The 17,602-nt window shown below is 42.5% G+C and carries 16 protein-coding genes and 3 riboswitches; of the genes, 10 read left to right on the forward strand and 6 right to left on the reverse strand.

Annotated features, from left to right (window positions below):
• Positions 1 to 134: 134 nt before the first annotated feature.
• From kdpDN to WDJ61_RS03220, 6 genes are all read right to left on the reverse strand, one after another.
• A complete protein-coding gene (gene kdpDN / locus WDJ61_RS03200) occupies positions 135 to 1,295 on the reverse strand; it encodes a KdpD-like non-kinase potassium sensor (protein WP_338753092.1) in 1,161 nt (386 codons plus the stop codon).
• 23 nt (positions 1,296 to 1,318) lie between these two features.
• Positions 1,319 to 1,879 (reverse strand): potassium-transporting ATPase subunit KdpC, encoded by a 561-nt coding sequence (gene kdpC, locus WDJ61_RS03205; RefSeq protein ID WP_338753094.1) that lies wholly within the window; start codon positions 1,877 to 1,879, stop codon positions 1,319 to 1,321.
• 30 nt (positions 1,880 to 1,909) lie between these two features.
• Positions 1,910 to 3,940: a potassium-transporting ATPase subunit KdpB gene (kdpB, locus tag WDJ61_RS03210; RefSeq protein ID WP_338753096.1), complete on the reverse strand. Its 2,031-nt coding sequence runs from the start codon at positions 3,938 to 3,940 to the stop codon at positions 1,910 to 1,912.
• Positions 3,941 to 3,956: 16 nt separating this feature from the next.
• The gene (gene kdpA / locus WDJ61_RS03215) at positions 3,957 to 5,636 is read right to left on the reverse strand and encodes a potassium-transporting ATPase subunit KdpA (protein WP_338753098.1); all 1,680 of its coding nucleotides are present in this window, start codon (positions 5,634 to 5,636) and stop codon (positions 3,957 to 3,959) included.
• Between the two features lie 21 nt (positions 5,637 to 5,657).
• Positions 5,658 to 5,735 (reverse strand): potassium-transporting ATPase subunit F, encoded by a 78-nt coding sequence (locus WDJ61_RS19000; protein ID WP_094834579.1) that lies wholly within the window; start codon positions 5,733 to 5,735, stop codon positions 5,658 to 5,660.
• Positions 5,736 to 5,964: 229 nt separating this feature from the next.
• Positions 5,965 to 6,115: riboswitch (cyclic di-AMP (ydaO/yuaA leader) on the reverse strand.
• Between the two features lie 46 nt (positions 6,116 to 6,161).
• Positions 6,162 to 6,306, reverse strand: a riboswitch (cyclic di-AMP (ydaO/yuaA leader).
• A 185-nt stretch (positions 6,307 to 6,491) separates the two neighbouring features.
• Positions 6,492 to 6,977, reverse strand: coding sequence for a PaaI family thioesterase (locus WDJ61_RS03220; RefSeq protein ID WP_338753100.1), 486 nt, complete (start codon positions 6,975 to 6,977; stop codon positions 6,492 to 6,494).
• A 169-nt stretch (positions 6,978 to 7,146) separates the two neighbouring features.
• A riboswitch (SAM riboswitch) is annotated at positions 7,147 to 7,250 on the forward strand.
• A gap of 86 nt (positions 7,251 to 7,336) precedes the next feature.
• Between WDJ61_RS03220 and WDJ61_RS03225 the strand changes: the two genes are divergently transcribed.
• The 10 genes from WDJ61_RS03225 to WDJ61_RS03270 all read left to right on the forward strand — a co-directional run bounded on the left by WDJ61_RS03225 (position 7,337) and on the right by WDJ61_RS03270 (position 17,500).
• On the forward strand, positions 7,337 to 8,557 hold the full coding sequence (locus WDJ61_RS03225) for a 2,3-diketo-5-methylthiopentyl-1-phosphate enolase (RefSeq protein WP_338753101.1): 1,221 nt from the start codon (positions 7,337 to 7,339) through the stop codon (positions 8,555 to 8,557).
• Positions 8,554 to 9,222, forward strand: coding sequence for a 2-hydroxy-3-keto-5-methylthiopentenyl-1-phosphate phosphatase (locus WDJ61_RS03230; RefSeq protein ID WP_413789049.1), 669 nt, complete (start codon positions 8,554 to 8,556; stop codon positions 9,220 to 9,222). The genes WDJ61_RS03225 and WDJ61_RS03230 overlap by 4 nt, the downstream gene beginning before the upstream one ends.
• Entirely contained in the window at positions 9,219 to 9,842 is a 624-nt protein-coding gene (locus tag WDJ61_RS03235) for a methylthioribulose 1-phosphate dehydratase (RefSeq protein ID WP_338753103.1), read from the forward strand. The genes WDJ61_RS03230 and WDJ61_RS03235 overlap by 4 nt, the downstream gene beginning before the upstream one ends.
• A gap of 42 nt (positions 9,843 to 9,884) precedes the next feature.
• Entirely contained in the window at positions 9,885 to 10,397 is a 513-nt protein-coding gene (locus tag WDJ61_RS03240) for a 1,2-dihydroxy-3-keto-5-methylthiopentene dioxygenase (RefSeq protein ID WP_338753105.1), read from the forward strand.
• A 59-nt stretch (positions 10,398 to 10,456) separates the two neighbouring features.
• Positions 10,457 to 11,566, forward strand: a complete 1,110-nt coding sequence (locus tag WDJ61_RS03245; protein WP_338753107.1) for a sugar ABC transporter substrate-binding protein — start codon at positions 10,457 to 10,459, stop codon at positions 11,564 to 11,566.
• Positions 11,563 to 13,044 carry a sugar ABC transporter ATP-binding protein gene (locus WDJ61_RS03250; protein WP_338753109.1) on the forward strand — a complete coding sequence of 494 codons (1,482 nt, stop codon included), beginning with the start codon at positions 11,563 to 11,565 and terminating at the stop codon, positions 13,042 to 13,044. Before WDJ61_RS03245 ends, WDJ61_RS03250 begins: the two co-directional genes overlap by 4 nt.
• Positions 13,045 to 14,049 carry an ABC transporter permease gene (locus WDJ61_RS03255; protein WP_338753111.1) on the forward strand — a complete coding sequence of 335 codons (1,005 nt, stop codon included), beginning with the start codon at positions 13,045 to 13,047 and terminating at the stop codon, positions 14,047 to 14,049.
• Positions 14,050 to 14,064: 15 nt separating this feature from the next.
• Positions 14,065 to 15,324 (forward strand): S-methyl-5-thioribose kinase, encoded by a 1,260-nt coding sequence (gene mtnK, locus WDJ61_RS03260; RefSeq protein WP_338753113.1) that lies wholly within the window; start codon positions 14,065 to 14,067, stop codon positions 15,322 to 15,324.
• Positions 15,293 to 16,342 (forward strand): S-methyl-5-thioribose-1-phosphate isomerase, encoded by a 1,050-nt coding sequence (gene mtnA, locus WDJ61_RS03265; protein ID WP_338753115.1) that lies wholly within the window; start codon positions 15,293 to 15,295, stop codon positions 16,340 to 16,342. Before mtnK ends, mtnA begins: the two co-directional genes overlap by 32 nt.
• 168 nt (positions 16,343 to 16,510) lie before the next feature.
• Complete coding sequence (locus WDJ61_RS03270) at positions 16,511 to 17,500, forward strand: TAXI family TRAP transporter solute-binding subunit (protein WP_338754683.1); 990 nt, start codon at positions 16,511 to 16,513, stop codon at positions 17,498 to 17,500.
• Positions 17,501 to 17,602: the final 102 nt, after the last annotated feature.

The raw sequence follows: 17,602 nt of genomic DNA on the forward strand, positions 1-17,602 counted from the left end.
ATTCACACAATTGTTATCCATTACATTAACTAAGAGCATGTTTTGATCAGTTTTTTCAAATCATGCTCTTTTTGTAATTGAACAATAAAGTCTTTTTAAAACAAATAAAGATTGTAGAAGGGCTGAGATACGCTCTATTTATTACATGACACAATATGAATATCCATCCCATGGGAATGCCTCATAATATGGTCGACGATCGAGCCTTTGATGATTTCTTCCCAGCGGCTTCTGGCGGATTGTCCGAGGATTAGTTGGGTGACGTTATGTTTGCTTGCTACATCTGTAATGGCTGTGGCAATTTTTCTTTTATTGATCGGCTCAACAATGAAGTGGGCGTTAAATTGGGTGGCGAGTTTTTTCCATTCTTTTATCTTTTTTCTTTCGTCAGGTTTGCGGTTCATGGAGGCTTCACGTGAGATATGGAGAATAATCAGCTTCGTTTTTAAGCGGCTAGCAATTCTCCATCCGCGGCGAATTAGCTTTTCTGCACTTTGATTATTTTGGACGCACACCATAATGACTTCATTGATGCCAGTGGGGACATGATTGTGCTCTAGGCGATCGTCGACATCATCGGCTAGTTCACGGAGAGATAATTCTCTTAGGGCCCCTAGATTACTTTTTGTGAAAAAATGATTGAGTGACTGTTCGATTTTGCTAGAATGATAAATTTTTCCCTCTTTTAATCTTTTAATAAGTAGTTCGGGGGAGACATCGACGAGGATCATTTCGTCTGCTTGATGGAGGAAGCGGTCAGGTATACGCTCTCTTACTTTTACACCTGTGATCTGTTGGACGATGTCATGGACGCTTTCTAAATGTTGAATATTAACAGCCGAAATGACATGGATGCCTTGGTGTAAAATTTCTTCTACGTCCATAAATCTTTTTTCGTTTGGGGAGGTAGGGACGTTGGAATGGGCGAGCTCATCAATGAGAACCACTTCAGGTGCTCTTTCGATAATCGCATCTTTGTCCATTTCCTCCAGTACTTTTCCTTTATAATCAATCGTTTTCTTTGGAATGATTTCTAAGTCGATGACTAATTGTTCTGTCTCTTTCCTCTGGTGGGTTTCGACCAAGCCGATCACGACATCTATTCCTTCTCTCTTTAATTCATGGGCTTCTTCAAGCATCCGATATGTTTTCCCAACCCCTGGTGCCGAACCAATATACACCTTCAACTTGCCACGCTTTAATCGCTCAATTTCTGCCAAAATTTCCTCGGGTGTTTTTCTTCGATACTTACGATTCAAACTAAATCCCCCTTTGAAAAAATCTGCCCCCAACATATGCAGTGGGGGCAGACCCAGTTTTATTTTGTTAGTTCCTGTATTTTGATATTTAGTTTTAATACGTTGACTCGCGGTTCTCCGAAAAGTTGGAGGCTACGTGGTTCAGTAGTTTCTTTAATCACTTTGTTTAATGTGTTTTGGTCGATGCCTGTTTCTTTGCTGACGCGGTCGACTTGGAATTTAGCTGCGGCTACTGAGATGTGCGGGTCGAGTCCAGAGCCAGAGTTTGTGATTAAGTCGACAGGGATATCCTTCAAGTCGATATCAGGATATTCTTTTTGGATGTCTTCGATCGATTGTTCCACTCGTTCTAGCATTTCAGGATTCGATGGTGCATAGTTGTTTGAGCCTGAAGCTGAGGCGTCGTGTTCTATAGAAGAAACTCGCCCATGAAAATAGCCTGGTTCGTCAAAATTTTGACTGATTAGCTCGGAACCGACGATTTGCCCTTTCTCATTTTCAATTAAGCTTCCGTTCGCTTGTGCCGGAAACAATAGCTGTCCAAGACCTGTCATAGCCAATGGGTAGGCGATTCCACATAAAACGATCATCAATAGTGATAACCGAATGATTTTAAACATGTTAGCTCCTCCATACTGTCACAAATTTTCTTACATGAACAATCCAATGATCATATCAATTAACTTAATGCCGATAAATGGAACAATCACTCCGCCAAGACCGTAGATCATAATGTTTCTTGAGATTAATTGATTGGCGGACATTGGTACGTATTTTACCCCTTTAATGGCTAACGGGATTAATAATGGAATGATCAACGCATTGAATATGAGAGCCGATAAAATAGCGCTCGTTGGTGAATTCAATCCCATGATATTTAGTGCTTCCATTTCTGGAATTGCTACGGTAAACATCGCAGGGATGATGGCAAAATATTTAGCGACATCATTCGCGATACTAAAGGTTGTTAACGATCCCCGAGTCATTAATAATTGCTTTCCGATCGACACGACTTCAATGATTTTCGTTGGGTCAGAATCTAAGTCCACCATATTGGCGGCTTCTTTCGCTGCAATTGTTCCGCTGTTCATCGCCAGTCCGACATCGGCTTGTGCAAGGGCAGGGGCATCATTCGTACCATCCCCTGTCATGGCGACTAATTTTCCTTTTTCTTGCTCTTCGCGGATGACTCTAATTTTATCTTCCGGTTTCGATTCAGCAACGAAATCATCAACACCGGCTTCTTTAGCGATCGTGGCCGCTGTTAATGGATTATCTCCTGTACACATAATCGTTTTAATTCCCATTTTTCTTAGTTCATCAAAGCGTTCTTTCATCCCGGGTTTGACGGTGTCTTTTAAATAAATGATCCCTAGTATTTCCCCATTTTTGGCGACAGCTAACGGAGTGCCACCTTGTTTGGAAATGTCATCTGCGATGGTTTTTAAATCATTGGGAATCATTCCGCCTTTTTCTTTCACCCAGTGCATGATCGCATCTACAGATCCTTTTCTAAATTCGTTTCCTTTCATATTGATTCCACTCATTCGTTCTTCTGCGGTGAAAGGAATGATTTCCGCTTGTTCATAAGCTGACTTTTCCCATGAAGCTTTTCTTTCCTTCGCTAGTTCTAATACGGAGCGACCTTCTGGTGTTTCATCGAATAAGGAAGTGATGACGGCCGTATTCATCAGCGTGTTTTGTTCAATGTCTTTGACCGGAAGAAAGTCGGCAGCTAACCGATTGCCGAATGTAATGGTCCCTGTTTTATCAAGAACGATCGTGTTAATATCACCGGCCGCCTCAACTGCTTTTCCAGACATAGCGATCACATTAAAGCGTGTCACGCGGTCCATCCCAGCGATTCCGATCGCCGACAAGAGGGCACCGATCGTCGTTGGGATGAGACAAACGAGCAAGGCGATCAGTGTAGACAGATCTAACTCGACGCCCACGTAATTAGCAATCGGCACTAATGTCACAACAACAATTAAAAAGATCATCGTTAATGTCACGAGTAAAATGTTTAAAGCAATTTCATTCGGCGTTTTTTGGCGTGAGGCTCCTTCGACGAGAGCAATCATTTTATCAAGGAACGACTCGCCGGGATCAGCTGTGATTCGTACCGTGATCCAGTCGCTCACAACTCTTGTACCGCCAGTGACGGAACTAAAGTCTCCACCTGCTTCTTTAATGACGGGAGCAGATTCCCCTGTAATGGCTGATTCATCGATGGAGGCAAGCCCTTCGATAATCTCACCGTCCCCAGGAATTAATTCTCCCGCTTCTACTAACACAACATCGCCTTTTCGGAGATCATTAGAAGACACTGATTTGATGTCTCCATTTTTCTGCACTTTATTGGCAACTGTATCTTTCTTTGTTTGTTTTAAGCTATCAGCTTGTGCTTTTCCACGTCCTTCCGCTAATGCCTCTGCAAAATTACCGAACAAGAGGGTAAACAAAAGGATGAGAAACACGGCGAAATTGTAGCCGAACCGTCCTTCTGCTCCAAAGAAGGGTGGAGCAATCATCATTAACAGTACAAATATTGCCCCAATTTCTACTACAAATAGAATCGGATTTTTGATCATAACAAGTGGATTTAGTTTAACAAAGCTTTGAACAACCGCTTTTTGAAGTGCGGTTGAACTTAGCTTAGGTGTTACATCTTTCATCATTTTTCACCTCATTCAATTAGCGAATCGTTAAATATTCTGCGATTGGTCCAAGGGCAAGGACCGGTAAAAAGGTTAAGGCACCTACGATTAACACTGTTCCGATTAGAAGGCCAGAAAATAACGGTTGGTCCGTTTTAAATGTACCGATCGTTTCCGGGATCGGTTGCTTTTGACTAAGTGAGCCGGCTACTGCTAATAAGGCAACGATGGATAAGTATCGTCCAAGCAGCATGACGAGTCCAGTCGAAATATTCCAAAACGGCGTCGCATCGCCCAATCCCTCAAAGCCTGATCCATTGTTTGCTGCGGATGAAGTGTACTCATATAGCACTTGTGAAATCCCATGGAAGCCAGGGTTGCTAATCGCTTCTTTTCCTAAATCGGTTAAGAAAGCAATGGCTGTTGGACCAAGGATGATAAGCGGATGAGCCAGTAAAGCGATCGCGATCAGCTTCATTTCCTTAGGCTCAATTTTCCGCCCTAAAAATTCTGGTGTGCGGCCAACCATCAATCCACAAATGAACACAGTGATGATGGCATACATGAGCATGTTCACTAAACCAACGCCATCGCCACCAAAAATCGAATTCAGCATCATTAACGCAAGTGGGGTAATGCTACCAAGCGGCGTTAATGTATCATGCATATTATTCACTGTTCCTGTTGTGGCTGCGGTTGTTACGGTGCTAAATAGGGCCGATTGGGCAATACCGAATCTCATTTCCTTGCCTTCCATACTACCTTGAGAACCATCCAATCCCATGTTGACAAGAGCTGGATTTCCTTGGCTTTCCGAGAAATAAATAAGTGAAAGAAAGGCTAAGAAAATCAATGCCATCGATGAAAAGATCACCCAGCCTTGTTTTTGATTTTTGGCAAATCGTCCGTAAGTGTATGTTAATGCCGCTGGAATACACCACATCGATAACATTTCAAGTACATTGGTCAACGGGCTAGGGTTTTCAAATGGGTGAGAGGAGTTGACACCGAAAAATCCTCCGCCATTTGTTCCTAAATGCTTAATGGACACGAGAGATGCGACTGGTCCAACGGCGATTTCTTGTTTGTCACCAGAAAGAGTCGTTAATTCGATGGACGGATCTAGCGTTTGCGGTACCTTTAAGCCGACGAGAGCGAGAGTGACGATGATCGCCATCGGGATTAATAGTCTTGTGTGACCTTTCACAAAATCCTCAAAAAAGTTCCCGAGTGTATTTCCTTTTGACGTGATTCCACGAATGAATGCGATGGCAACGACAATACCTGTGACGGCTGAGGTGAACATCATCATCGTAATAACAGCCATTTGTGAAAAATAGGATAATCCGGTTTCTCCGCTATAATGTTGCAAGTTGGTGTTTGTCATGAAGCTGATAATCGTATTAAATGACAAAGTCGGTTCTATATTGTCAATGCCATTTGGATTAAAAGGTAAGTATTTTTGCAGTCGCAAAATTGTATAGCCAACAGCAACGAAAATGATGTTTGTTAGGATAAGCGAGAGGGTATACTTTTTTGCTGACATATTCGGTCTCTCTTTTAATCCACTGATTTTAAAAATGATGTTTTCAAATGGTTGAAACAGTTTATCTGAAGCATTTGGTTGGCCAGAGAACACATGATAGATATACGTTCCTAGCGGTTTCACAAGCAGTAAAAGCAAGACCAACACGACGCTTATTTGCAATACATCCATGGGGGGAATCCTCCTTCATTTTTAAAACTTTTCTGGGTGAATAAGCACATAAAGTAGAAAAAATAATAGACAAATAGTTACAAAGGCAGCGAACATCATGATTCATTTCCTCCGATCGTTTGATGACACCAAGAAATAAAGAGAAAAAACAAGCCAAAGATGGTAGCGAGCAACACGACCATGGATACATCTAGCAAGTGAAAACACTCCTTTTTTGTTAAATAATTGTTTTAAGGGAACAAAAAAGAAGCCTGCAGGAAGAGGTCACTCTTCCTGCGGCTTCTTATACGGCATAGGAAAATTAGCCGTGTGAATACACAGAATTCGTGTTGCCTCTCTCAATGCGCTGACGAGGTTAGCTGACGGATTCGGGCTTGAGAGTGCCCTACTCAATATTTTGAGATTCACCCCATGTGACTCATGAGCCACGGTTGGTTCCCCCGCTTCCTAAAAAATTAGGAACTAAGCAAAATAGATGCATACGTTTTAATTATTTAATTTTTAGTTTATTGATTAAATACTCACCATCTCTCTCTCACAACGCTTACGAGGTTAGCTGACGGATTCGGACAGCAAGAGTTGCCCTACTCACTATTTTGAGATTCACCCCAGTGTTCTTTGGTTCCCCCGCTCCTCATGATCTTCATGTAGAACTCAGCGAATTAGAAAAATTTCTTAACAAAAATTAAGATGATGTCATTCTAGTCCTATTGCGACAACTTGTAAAGAATAAAAATTCGACAAGAACCGAGGGGGAGAGGTGTCTGTCCCTCCTTGGTTTTTGTCGAATAAAAAAAGAAAGCCACCTGTGAATGGTGGTTTTCTTTGTAGCTATGAGGGTGATTGAGCGAATACTCAGTCTTTTTTAGCGAAGGTGCTTGGCATGACAACAGCAATCACTTCTCCACGAGCACAAAGCATGTCATCTGCAAAGACTTCTGTTTCGACTTTCCACTTTTTCGGATGAATTTCTGTGACGGACCCGATAGCCACTAACGGTACGTCTTGTGGAGTTGGTTTCAGGAAATTCACATTGAGCGAAGCGGTTACAAAACGTGGGGGAGTTGCTCCATCCCCAACTTCATGTCCATTTTTTCGATGTAAAGCTAAGGCAGCTGACCCCGTTCCGTGACAATCGATTAATGATGCGACTAAACCACCATATACAAAACCTGGAATCGCCGTGTGTTCTGGACGAGGCATATAAACGGTTTTCGTTTGCTCACCATCCCAGCCTGTGCGAAAATGATGCCCCTCTTCATTTAAACGACCACAACCATAACACCAAGCAAAATCATCTGGATATTCATCTTGAATCGACTTGACAACTTGTTCAATCACATTGCTCCCTCCTTTTGTCAGAATATTATAACACGTCGAGGTGCCAGTCACTCCTCGAGTTTTGTCGAAGGATAATTTTTCAGTTTTTTTAAAAATTTTGTTGACAGTTTGTTAGGGGTCGTGGCATAATCCTAGTTAATCTATGAGATATACAAATTTAATAAAATGATTCTTATCAAGAGCAGGCGGAGGGATGAGCCCAATGAAGCCCGGCAACCGACTCGTTATGAGCACGGTGCTAATTCTCACAACAGATATGTTGACAGATAAGAAGTTGTTTTTTCGGAAACCTCTTCTTATTTGAAGAGGTTTTTTTATTGTATATGCGTGTGTAATTGAAAAATTGTGAGGTGACAAAGATGAGTGGGGTAACAGCTGTTTATCAAATCATTGCTAATAAAGACAGTTTGCCGAAAAAAGCAGAAGGCATCGCTCTAGGGTTAACAGTTGGATCTTGGACGGATCTTCCGCTGCTTGAGCAGGAGCAGTTAAAAAAACATAAGGGTCATGTGGTGGAGATAAAAGAAATGGGAGAAGATGCTTTAGGGAAAACGATGGCGGAAATCCACATTCGCTTTCCACGAGCGAACTTTTCAACAGATATTCCTGCTATGTTAACGACGACATTTGGCAAATTATCGCTAGATGGCCAAGTGAAACTAGTCGATTTAAAGTTAGATGACGAGCTATTAGCTGATTTTCCTGGTCCTCGATTTGGTATTAGCGGCATCCGCAAACAACTCGACATTTATGACCGTCCGCTAATTATGAGCATTTTTAAAGGCGTGATCGGCCGCGATATGAATTATTTGCTCGATCAATTGCGGGAACAGGCTCTAGGCGGTGTGGACCTCGTTAAAGATGATGAAATTCTTTTTGATAATGAACTTACTCCATTTGATAAAAGAATCACAGAAGGAAAAAAGGTTCTCGATCAAGTGTACGAGGAAACAGGGCACCGCACATTGTACGCGGTCAATTTAACTGGACGCACGTTTAAATTAAGGGAAAAAGCAAGACGAGCAAAAGAGTTAGGTGCTGACATTCTGTTATTTAATGTCTTCACTTATGGCTTAGATGTGCTGCAAGGCTTACGTGAGGATGAGGAAATCGCTTTGCCGATTATGGCTCATCCGGCATTTAGCGGTGCGATCGCTTCTTCGGAAAGATACGGCCTCTCTTATTCTTTGTTGTTAGGCACATTGACTAGATTAGCAGGAGCGGATTTTTCTTTATTTCCATCGCCTTATGGCAGCGTGGCGTTAGAGAGGGAGAAAGTGATAAAAGTAAAAGAAGCGTTAACGAGAGAGTCTTCTTTAAAACCAGCTTTTCCAGTCCCATCAGCGGGAATTCATCCGGGCCTTGTTCCGTTATTGATCAATGATTTTGGTAACGACTGCGTTATTAATGCAGGTGGAGGTGTTCACGGACACCCATTAGGCGCGAAAGGTGGAGGTCGAGCTTTTCGGCAAGCAGTGGACGCCGTTCAAGCGGGTATTCCTTTACCAGAAGCAACAACTAGCATTGAATTACAAGAAGCGATTCGATTATGGGGATGGAAGGACGGTATCACATCTTGAAACAACCAATTATTTTTTGCGACTTTGATGGAACGGTAACAAAAAAAGATAATATTGCGAGCATTATGGAGCGTTTTGCTCCTCCTGAATGTGAGAAATTGAAGGATGCGATTCTTGCTCAGGAGCTAAGTATTCAAGAAGGAGTGGGCCAAATGTTTGCGCTATTGCCTTCTTCTTTACAGCAAGACATCGTCGATTTTGTCTTGGAAACAGCGGAAATCAGAGAGGGCTTTTCTGACTTCGTTCAATATGCGAAAAAACAAGGGATTCCTCTTTATATCGTTAGCGGAGGCATTGATTTTTTTGTAAAGCCAATGTTGGAGTCTTTCGATTCGATTGCCGGCGTACACTGCAATCAAGCTGATTTTAGTGGAGACACGATCCAGATTCAATGGCCGCATGTTTGTGATGAACAATGTCCGAATCAACATTGTGGTTGTTGTAAGCCAACGATTATCCGCCAATTGGTGAATGCGGATACACATACAGTTGTTATTGGTGATTCAGTCACTGATTTACAAGCGGCTAAGATTGCCGATACGGTCATTGCCAGAGATTATTTATCGGAAAAATGCGCGGCCCTGTCAATTCCATTTCAATCGTTTGAAACGTTCTATGACTGCATTGAAGTGTTAGAAAACCTACAGGGAGTGGGGAGAAAATGAGTATATACGTTACTCGTGCTTACGAGCTGAGCGAGATTAAAGAGGAGCTGGCGGCTCGGGACTGGTTTATGGGAACAAGCGGAAACTTAGCGATCAAGGTTCAAGATGATCCCATTCAATTTCTTGTCACTGCTAGTGGCAAAGATAAGCGAAAAAAGACGAGTGAAGATTTTTTGCTTGTCGATGGGGAAGGGAATCCAGTGGAAGAGACGAACTTGAAGCCGTCAGCGGAAACACTTTTGCATTGTGAAATTTATCGCCGAACGAACGCGGGCTGTAGCTTGCATGTACATACGGTGGCGAATAATGTGATTTCTGAGCTGTATGGAGATAAGAGGCGAGTGGTGTTTCAAGGTCAAGAGCTGATCAAGGCATTTGGCCGATGGGAAGAGGATGCGAAATGGCCGATTCCCATCATCCCTAACTATGCGGATATTCCAACTTTAGCGGCTGCGATGGTTCCCTTTGTGAATGAAGAGAAGGGGGCCGTATTGATCCGAAACCATGGTATTACCGTCTGGGGGAAAGATGGCTTTGAAGCGAAGAAAGTGCTCGAAGCGTGTGAATTTTTATTTCAGTATCAACTGGCGCTTATTCAAGCGAAAGCAAATCTCTTTTGAATTTTTAAAATTCACAATATTACAAAAGTAGGGGGAGTCAACATGACAACGATTAAAATTCAAGAAACAAATGAAATGATCGACAATCAAGAGGAAGTGGTTTCATTTTTACAGCAACAGGATGTGATTTATGAGCAATGGGATATCGAGAAATTACCAGCTGAGTTACAAGGGAAATATGTGTTGAGTGAAGAAGAAAAGCAAGCGATATTACAAGCGTTTGAAGCAGAAATTCAGGATATTTCAGCAAGAAGAGGCTACCAAGCTTGGGATGTGATCTCACTAGCCGAACATACACCAAATCTGGAAGAACTATTGAAAAAGTTTCAGCACGAGCATCATCATACGGACGATGAAGTGCGCTTTATTGCTAGCGGTCATGGAGTATTTGTCATTCAAGCGAAAAACGGCCAATTTTTCGAAGTCCACCTCAACCCAGGTGACCTGATCTCCGTTCCAGAAGGTGTCCGTCATTACTTCACACTCGCTGAAGACCGCCAAGTAGTCGCCGTTCGCATCTTCGTCACCGAAGAAGGCTGGGTCCCGGTATACTAGGTGCCTGGCACGCCTCGGAATTTGTCGAATAATATGTGTTTGAATTGGAGGAGTTTTACGTGAAAAAGTGGATAAAAAAGTTGGCTGTTTCGAGTTTAGCGTTAACGTTATTGTTAACAGGTTGCTCAACGGGAGAGGAAGCAGCTTCATCAGAAAAGAAAAATACGAAAATTGAAAATGTACCGGAGCGTTTTGCTAATGGGGAAGAAGTGAAAATTAAGGTCATTCGCAAAATTGGCGGTGATGACCATACAGCTCAATTTTTAGCCGGTGCGAAACAAGAAGGAGAAGCGCTCGGATTTACAGTGGATGTATTTACCGCCAATGGCGATACGGCAAAATTTCATGATGCGATCGCTCAAGCAACAAACCAAGATTATGATGGAGTAATTCTCTCTCACGGGGATGATGCAGCTACCGTTGATGCGGTGAAGAAATTGACAGAGAAGGGGAAGAGTGTCGTCACCTTTGACTCAATTGAAGATGTGAAAAAGATCGAAGGTGTAACGCTAACTTCTCAAGATGACAAAGCGTTAGCGACGTTAAGTTTGGATCAGCTTGTAAAAGATTTTAATGGAAAAGCGAAGATTGCTTATCTTTGGGTTGATGGTTTCCCGCCAATGGTGCGTCGCAATGCTGTTTATGAGCAAACGTTAAAAGAAAACCCAGGCATTAAAGAGGTGGATCGCTTCGGTGTCGCAGCGGCTGATACATCCGTGCAAACGCAAAATGCGGTGCAAGCGATGCTGAAGAAATATCCAAAGGGGGAGCTTGATGCAATTTACGCCACATGGGATGCCTTTGCGATTGGAGCTGCTCGTGCACTGAAAGAAGCAGGTCGCGAGGAAGTGAAGATTTACGGAATTGATGTATCTAATGCTGATTTACAAATTATGCAGGAAAAAGGAAGTCCGTGGACCTATACAGCGGCCGTTGATCCGGCGTTAGTCGGCAAAATCAATATGAGAATTTTAGCGAAGAAGCTCGCTGGGGAAGAAACACCGCAACAATATGCGCTTGATGCGAGCTTAATCTCACAAAAAGATCTTTCTTCATCTAAAGCACCAATTAATATGGAAAATTTATCGACTGTCGTTTCCGGCTGGGGAGAATCCAATGAGTTTGAAGAAGAGTGGATGAACACCTTGAAGGAACATTATAAAAAATGATTGAGTTAAAAGATATTTCGATTGAGTTTCCTGGCGTGGCAGCTTTGAAGAAGGTCAATGTTCGCATAGAAAATGGTAAAGCCCATGCGTTAATCGGAGCCAATGGCGCGGGGAAATCGACACTTATGAAAGTGCTCTCGGGTGCTTATGATCATTATCGTGGCGAGATATTGATAGATGGTAGGCTGGTTAAGATTCGCTCACCGAAAGAGGCAAAGCAACTCGGGATTCAAATGGTCTATCAAGAAGTAGATACGGCTCTCGTTTCTAACTTGACGGTTGCTGAAAATATTATGCAAGGGCAGATCGAACAAAAGCTGTTTATCAATTGGAAGGTGATTCACAAACAAGCAGCTGATTTGTTAGCAAGCTTGCATGTTCACATTCCGACGGACAAACGCATCGACCAATTGACGCTAGCTGAAAAGCAGATGGTACTCATTACTAAAGCCATCTCTGACGATTGTCGCTGTTTAATTTTAGACGAACCAACAGCCCCTTTAAGTCATGCGGAAACGGAAGAATTATTCCAGCTTATTCGTTTGTTAAAACGGCAAGGAGTGGCGATCATTTTCATCTCACATCGCTTGCCAGAACTGTTTGACATATGCGAGGAAATCACGGTGATGAGAAATGGCGAGTGGGTTATGACAAAAAAGGTGGAAGACACGTCGACAAATGAAGTCATTGAACAAATGCTCGGAAGAAAATTGACGGAACAATACCCGAAGACTCGTACGGAAATGGGCGAACCGATTCTACAGGTGAGTGGATTATCGGACGGACGTGTCGTTAAAAATCTGAGTATGCATGTAAATAAAGGTGAAATTGTCGGAATAGCAGGTTTAGTTGGCGCAGGAAAAACAGAAATTTGTCAGGCGTTGTTTGGCGCTTCCTCTCAAACAAATGGAGACATCAAGGTGCATGGGAAAACGATGAAATTTGCTTCTCCAGCAGATGCGGTTCGCCATGGGCTTGTGCTCGTACCGGAAGAGCGAAGAAAAGAGGGAATCGTCACTGATGAATCGGTCGCAACGAATCTTAGTGTCGCCAATATAAATCGATTTTCCCGTTTTTTTAGTTTGATTGATCGCAAGGCGGAAAAACGAGCCGCTGAACAGATGATCCAACAGTTAAACATCGTGACGCCATCTACTGAAACGAAAGTTGAGAATTTATCGGGCGGCAACCAGCAAAAAGTGGTGATTGGCAAGTGGTTGATGGGAGAGGCTGAGATTTATATGTTTGATGAACCGACAAAGGGAGTTGATGTCGGAGCGAAAAAAGAGATTTTTGATTTGATCGCTCGGCTCGCTGGTCAAGGAAAAGGAATTATTTATGCCTCCAGTGAGCTAGACGATATTCTCGGCATGACGGATCGCGTGTATGTCGTTTATGACGGGGAAGTAGTGAAAGAGTTAAATACTGCTGCGACGGATGAGGCAGAAATTTTATTTTATTCAACAGGAGGAAAATAGATGGATACAGAACAACCCATCTTAGTAAAAAATCAGCCGATTAAACCATTATTTCAGCTGTTTGACTGGCTATATAAATATGGAACACTCGTGACGATCGGGCTTCTGATCACAATTTTCACATGGGCCAATCCCGCATTTATCGAAGGGGAGAATCTCATCAATATTTTGCGCTCGATCTCGATTGTCACGATCATTGCCATCGGCGTGACGATTTCTTTAGCAATTAATGGCTTTGATCTATCTGTAGGTTCAACGGCTTCATTAGCCAATGCGGTGGCCATTTCGATGTTTGTCTGGTATTCGCAAAATTTGGTTGTAGCGATCTTCGCTGTTCTTGCTGCTGCATTAGTGATTGGCGCACTTAATTCCTTATTTATTATTAAATTTAAAATTCCAGATATGCTAGCGACGTTAGCGATGATGTTTATTATTCAAGGAGTGGCTTTGACGTATACGAAAGGAGCAACCGTTACACAAAATATGGTGATGCCCGATGGAACGTTTGCGACGGGAACGATTAGTCCGATCTTTGAAAAAATGGGGCAAGTCCCTTGGATTATTATTGTGATGTTTGTGGTTGTCCTTCTTGTTCATGTGTTTTTAACGTATACGAAGCACGGACGCTTTATGTATATGATTGGCGGCAATCAGGAAGCGGCACGACTTTCCGGGATCGCCGTGAATAAATATAAAACGATGGCTTATTTGTTGTCCGCGATTTGTGCAGCAATTGGTGGAATGGTGTTATCGGCACGAGTGATGACGGCGGAAATCAATGCGGGAGCTCCTTATTTAATGGATGCAGTGGCCGCTACTTTTATCGGTTTTGCCGTATTTGGGGCAGGGAAGCCGAACGCGATTGGCACATTTATTGGTGCTGTGCTTATTGGGGTTTTGCAAAATGGCTTGGTGATGGTCTCTGTTCCTTATTATGCGATGGATATTGTAAAAGGAGCGGTTTTAGCGTTTGCATTAGGGCTGACTTATTATAAAAAGCGATAATCGGAGGGGATGTAGTTGAAAGATTTTACGTCGGCTTATTTTACAATGAACGAAGAAGAGGCGGTGCAATATGCGCAAAGTAAGCTGAACATTTTTCCTAAGGATGCGGAATTAACATGTCAGGAAATTGGGGATGGCAATTTAAACTACGTGTTTCGAGTAGCCGAACAAAAAAGTGGTCAGTCGATCATTATTAAGCAAGCGGGACCGGTGGCACGGATTTCGGATGCCTTTAAGCTTTCTCCAGATCGCAATCGCATTGAAAGCGAGATTTTAGCATTACAGGGGGAATTAGCCTCAGGCTTTGTGCCAAAGGTGTATTCATATGATCCGATTATGAATTGCTGTGTTATGGATGATTTATCTGATCATGAAATTTTGCGTTCAGCTTTGTTAAAAAGGCGGAAGTTTCCTTTGTTTGCTGATCATATAACGACATTTCTAGTACGGACATTGCTTTTAACATCAGATGTAGTGATGGAGCATAAGAAGAAAAAAGCACTTGTCCAGCAATTTACGAATCCGGAGCTATGTGAAATAACGGAAGATTTAGTCTATACAGAGCCGTTTTATGATTGCGAGCAAAATGATGTGTTTGAAGGGACGAAGGAATTTGTTCAGGAAGAGATTTGGAATGATAGAAGATTAAGATTAGAAACAGCGAAGCTAAAATTTGATTTTATGACGAAATCCCAATCGTTGCTTCATGGGGATTTGCATACAGGCTCGATATTTGTCAAAGAGGATTCAACAAAAATTATTGATCCGGAGTTTGCTTTCTACGGGCCAGCTGGCTATGATGTCGGCAATGTCGTAGCGAATCTGATTTTTGCGTATGTCCATTCGGAGTATACAATAGAAGAAAGTGGGATGCGAGAAGATTATTTACGATATTTAGAAGAGACGATCAGTAAAATGATTCAGCTTTTTTCCGAGAAATTTCTTCAGCTTTGGGATGAAAAAGTAACCGAACAAACGGCGATTCTTCCTGGATTTAAAGAATCGTATCTTGATTCTATTCTTGAAGACACGGCTGCTGTCGTAGGGCTTGAGCTTTGCCGGCGAGTGATTGGCATTGCTCATGTGAAGGATTTGACTTCGATTACGAATGCCGAGCATCGCATAACAGCAGAAAAAATCTGTTTAACAGCCGGGAAAACGTTTATTTTAGAACGTTCAACGATTCGAACAGGAGATGATTTTGTTCAAATACTGCGGCATAGCGTGAAAGGGGTAGAGGGTCATGGAAGCGATTCAATCCGTGCGGCTCGATGATGAAAATAGCTGTTTAGTTTTGCTTGACCAGACGCTTTTACCTAATGAAAAGGTGTTTTTTCGATTATCTACGGTAGAAGAGATTTGGGAGGCGATCTATCATTTGAAAGTGCGGGGAGCGCCAGCCATTGGGATTGCTGCTGCTTATGGTGTTTATTTAGGTGTGAAGAAGTCCGAGGCGGCTTCTTTTGCTGAATTGAGCGAGGAATTTGCGAAGGTTAAGCAGTATTTAGCGTCTTCGCGGCCAACTGCAGTTAATTTATTTTGGGCGCTTCAGCGAATGGAAGACCGGTTAAAGGCGGAAGCGGATCAAACGGTCGATGACATCAAGCAAGCAATGAAAGAAGAGGCAGAAGCAATTCGCGCGGAGGATGAGAAAGTATGCTTGGCAATTGGAGAGCATGCTTTGTCCTTGCTGGAACCTGGCTGGGGACTGCTCACTCATTGCAATGCAGGGACGATTGCTACCGCTAAATACGGGACGGCGCTAGCTCCGATGTATTTAGGACAGGAGCGAGGTTATGATTTTCGTGTGTATGCTGATGAAACGAGACCGCTTTTACAAGGAGCGCGCTTAACCGCATGGGAATTACAGGAGGCTGGCGTTGATGTCACGTTAATTTGTGATAACATGGCGTCGATTGTGATGCAAGAAGGTAAGGTGCAAGCAGTGCTCGTCGGCTGTGATCGCGTGGCCGCTAACGGGGATACAGCTAATAAAATTGGTACATCAGGCTTAGCGATTTTAGCGAAGCATTATGGCATTCCATTTTATGTGTGTGCACCGACTTCGACCATCGATTTGAATTGTGCAACCGGCGCTGACATTCCGATTGAAGTACGAAAATCAGAAGAAATCACCACCCAATGGTATGAACAGCCAATGGCGCCACCGAACATCAAAACATACAACCCGGCCTTTGATATTACGGATCATAGTCTGGTTACCGCCATTATCACCGAAAAAGGAATCATTCGGGAGGTGACAGGCACCGCTCGATTTTTGTCGAATCATTGAGATATATCGTAAAAGTCGTCTATTGTTTAGGCGGCTTTTTATTTTATAAAAATCATAATAGGTATTTTGTTGTTAAAATATTAAGAATAATTTGACAATTAACTTGGAGTCTGTGTTATTATAATGTTGTAATTTATGTACAAATATGGAGAGAAGGGGGAATTGGTGTTGCAAAAATGGAGTAACCGTTTGTTTTTGGTGATGGTCTTCGCCTTTATGCTGGTCGTGTCTGCGTGTAGTAATGGGGAAAAAGAAACAGGTGGAGAGGCAAAGAAAGAAGGAAACAGTAAGAACATTAGCATTGCAACTGGTGGCACAGGAGGCACTTATTACCCACTTGGCGGCTCGATGGCCAATATTATTACGGATCATACTGGGATCGAAGCAAATGCCCAATCATCAGGTGCGTCTGCAGAGAACTTAACAGCGATTAAAAATGGAGATGTCGATATCGCCTTTACGCAAACGGATATTGCTTCTTATGCTGTGAGTGGAAAGGAAATGTTTAAAGGAGCGCCAATTGAAAACTTTCAAGGGATCGGAACTCTTTATCCAGAGACAATTCAAATTGTGACAACAAAAGACAGCGGCATTAAATCAGTCAGTGATTTAAAAGGAAAAACCGTTTCTGTCGGAGCACCTGGGTCAGGAACCGCTCCAAATGCTCAACAAATTTTAGAACTATATGGTTTATCTTTTGACGATATTAAAAAGCAGGATCTATCCTTTGATGAATCAACAGATGGCATTCAAAGCGGAAGTATTGATGCGGCCTTTATTACAGCTGGTACACCAACAGGAGCTGTCGAAGCCCTTTCTGCGCAAAAAGAGATCAAAATTATCCCGATTGAAAAAGACAAAGCTCAAGCATTAATTAAAAAATATCCATATTACGCTGAGGATACTGTTCCAAAAGGCACGTATAAAATCACTGAAGATGTACCAACTGTTGCGGTGAAGGCGATGCTTGTTGTCGGTGATACATTAGATGAAGAAAGCGTTTACAACATTACGAAAGCTATTTTTGATCATACAGACAAAATTACTCATGCTAAAGGCGAATTAATTAAAGCAGAAACAGCACTAGAAGGCTTGGGAGACTTGAAATTACACCCTGGTGCTGAAAAGTATTTCAAAGAAAAAGGAATATCTAAATAAAGTGAAACTTCAATCAGTGGGGGTTTTACAGCCCGTTAATGCGGGATAAACCGCACAAACGTGAAAATGATAGGCTGAATGCTCTCGGTCTATCATTTTTGC

The sequence above is a fragment of the Bacillus sp. FJAT-52991 genome, from assembly GCF_037201805.1.
GTDB lineage: Bacteria > Bacillota > Bacilli > Bacillales > Domibacillaceae > Bacillus_CE > Bacillus_CE kandeliae.

Excerpts from the sequence above, each read along its gene's own strand:
- WDJ61_RS19000 (WP_094834579.1), bottom strand. The coding sequence starts at position 5,735 with ATGATGTTCGCTGCCTTTGTAACTATTTGTCTATTATTTTTTCTACTT.
- WDJ61_RS03240 (WP_338753105.1), top strand. The coding sequence starts at position 9,885 with ATGACAACGATTAAAATTCAAGAAACAAATGAAATGATCGACAATCAA.
- kdpDN (WP_338753092.1), bottom strand. The coding sequence starts at position 1,295 with ATGTTGGGGGCAGATTTTTTCAAAGGGGGATTTAGTTTGAATCGTAAG.
- kdpB (WP_338753096.1), bottom strand. The coding sequence starts at position 3,940 with ATGATGAAAGATGTAACACCTAAGCTAAGTTCAACCGCACTTCAAAAA.
- WDJ61_RS03250 (WP_338753109.1), top strand. The coding sequence starts at position 11,563 with ATGATTGAGTTAAAAGATATTTCGATTGAGTTTCCTGGCGTGGCAGCT.
- mtnA (WP_338753115.1), top strand. The coding sequence starts at position 15,293 with ATGGAAGCGATTCAATCCGTGCGGCTCGATGATGAAAATAGCTGTTTA.
- WDJ61_RS03235 (WP_338753103.1), top strand. The coding sequence starts at position 9,219 with ATGAGTATATACGTTACTCGTGCTTACGAGCTGAGCGAGATTAAAGAG.
- kdpA (WP_338753098.1), bottom strand. The coding sequence starts at position 5,636 with ATGGATGTATTGCAAATAAGCGTCGTGTTGGTCTTGCTTTTACTGCTT.
- kdpC (WP_338753094.1), bottom strand. The coding sequence starts at position 1,879 with ATGTTTAAAATCATTCGGTTATCACTATTGATGATCGTTTTATGTGGA.
- WDJ61_RS03225 (WP_338753101.1), top strand. The coding sequence starts at position 7,337 with ATGAGTGGGGTAACAGCTGTTTATCAAATCATTGCTAATAAAGACAGT.
- WDJ61_RS03255 (WP_338753111.1), top strand. The coding sequence starts at position 13,045 with ATGGATACAGAACAACCCATCTTAGTAAAAAATCAGCCGATTAAACCA.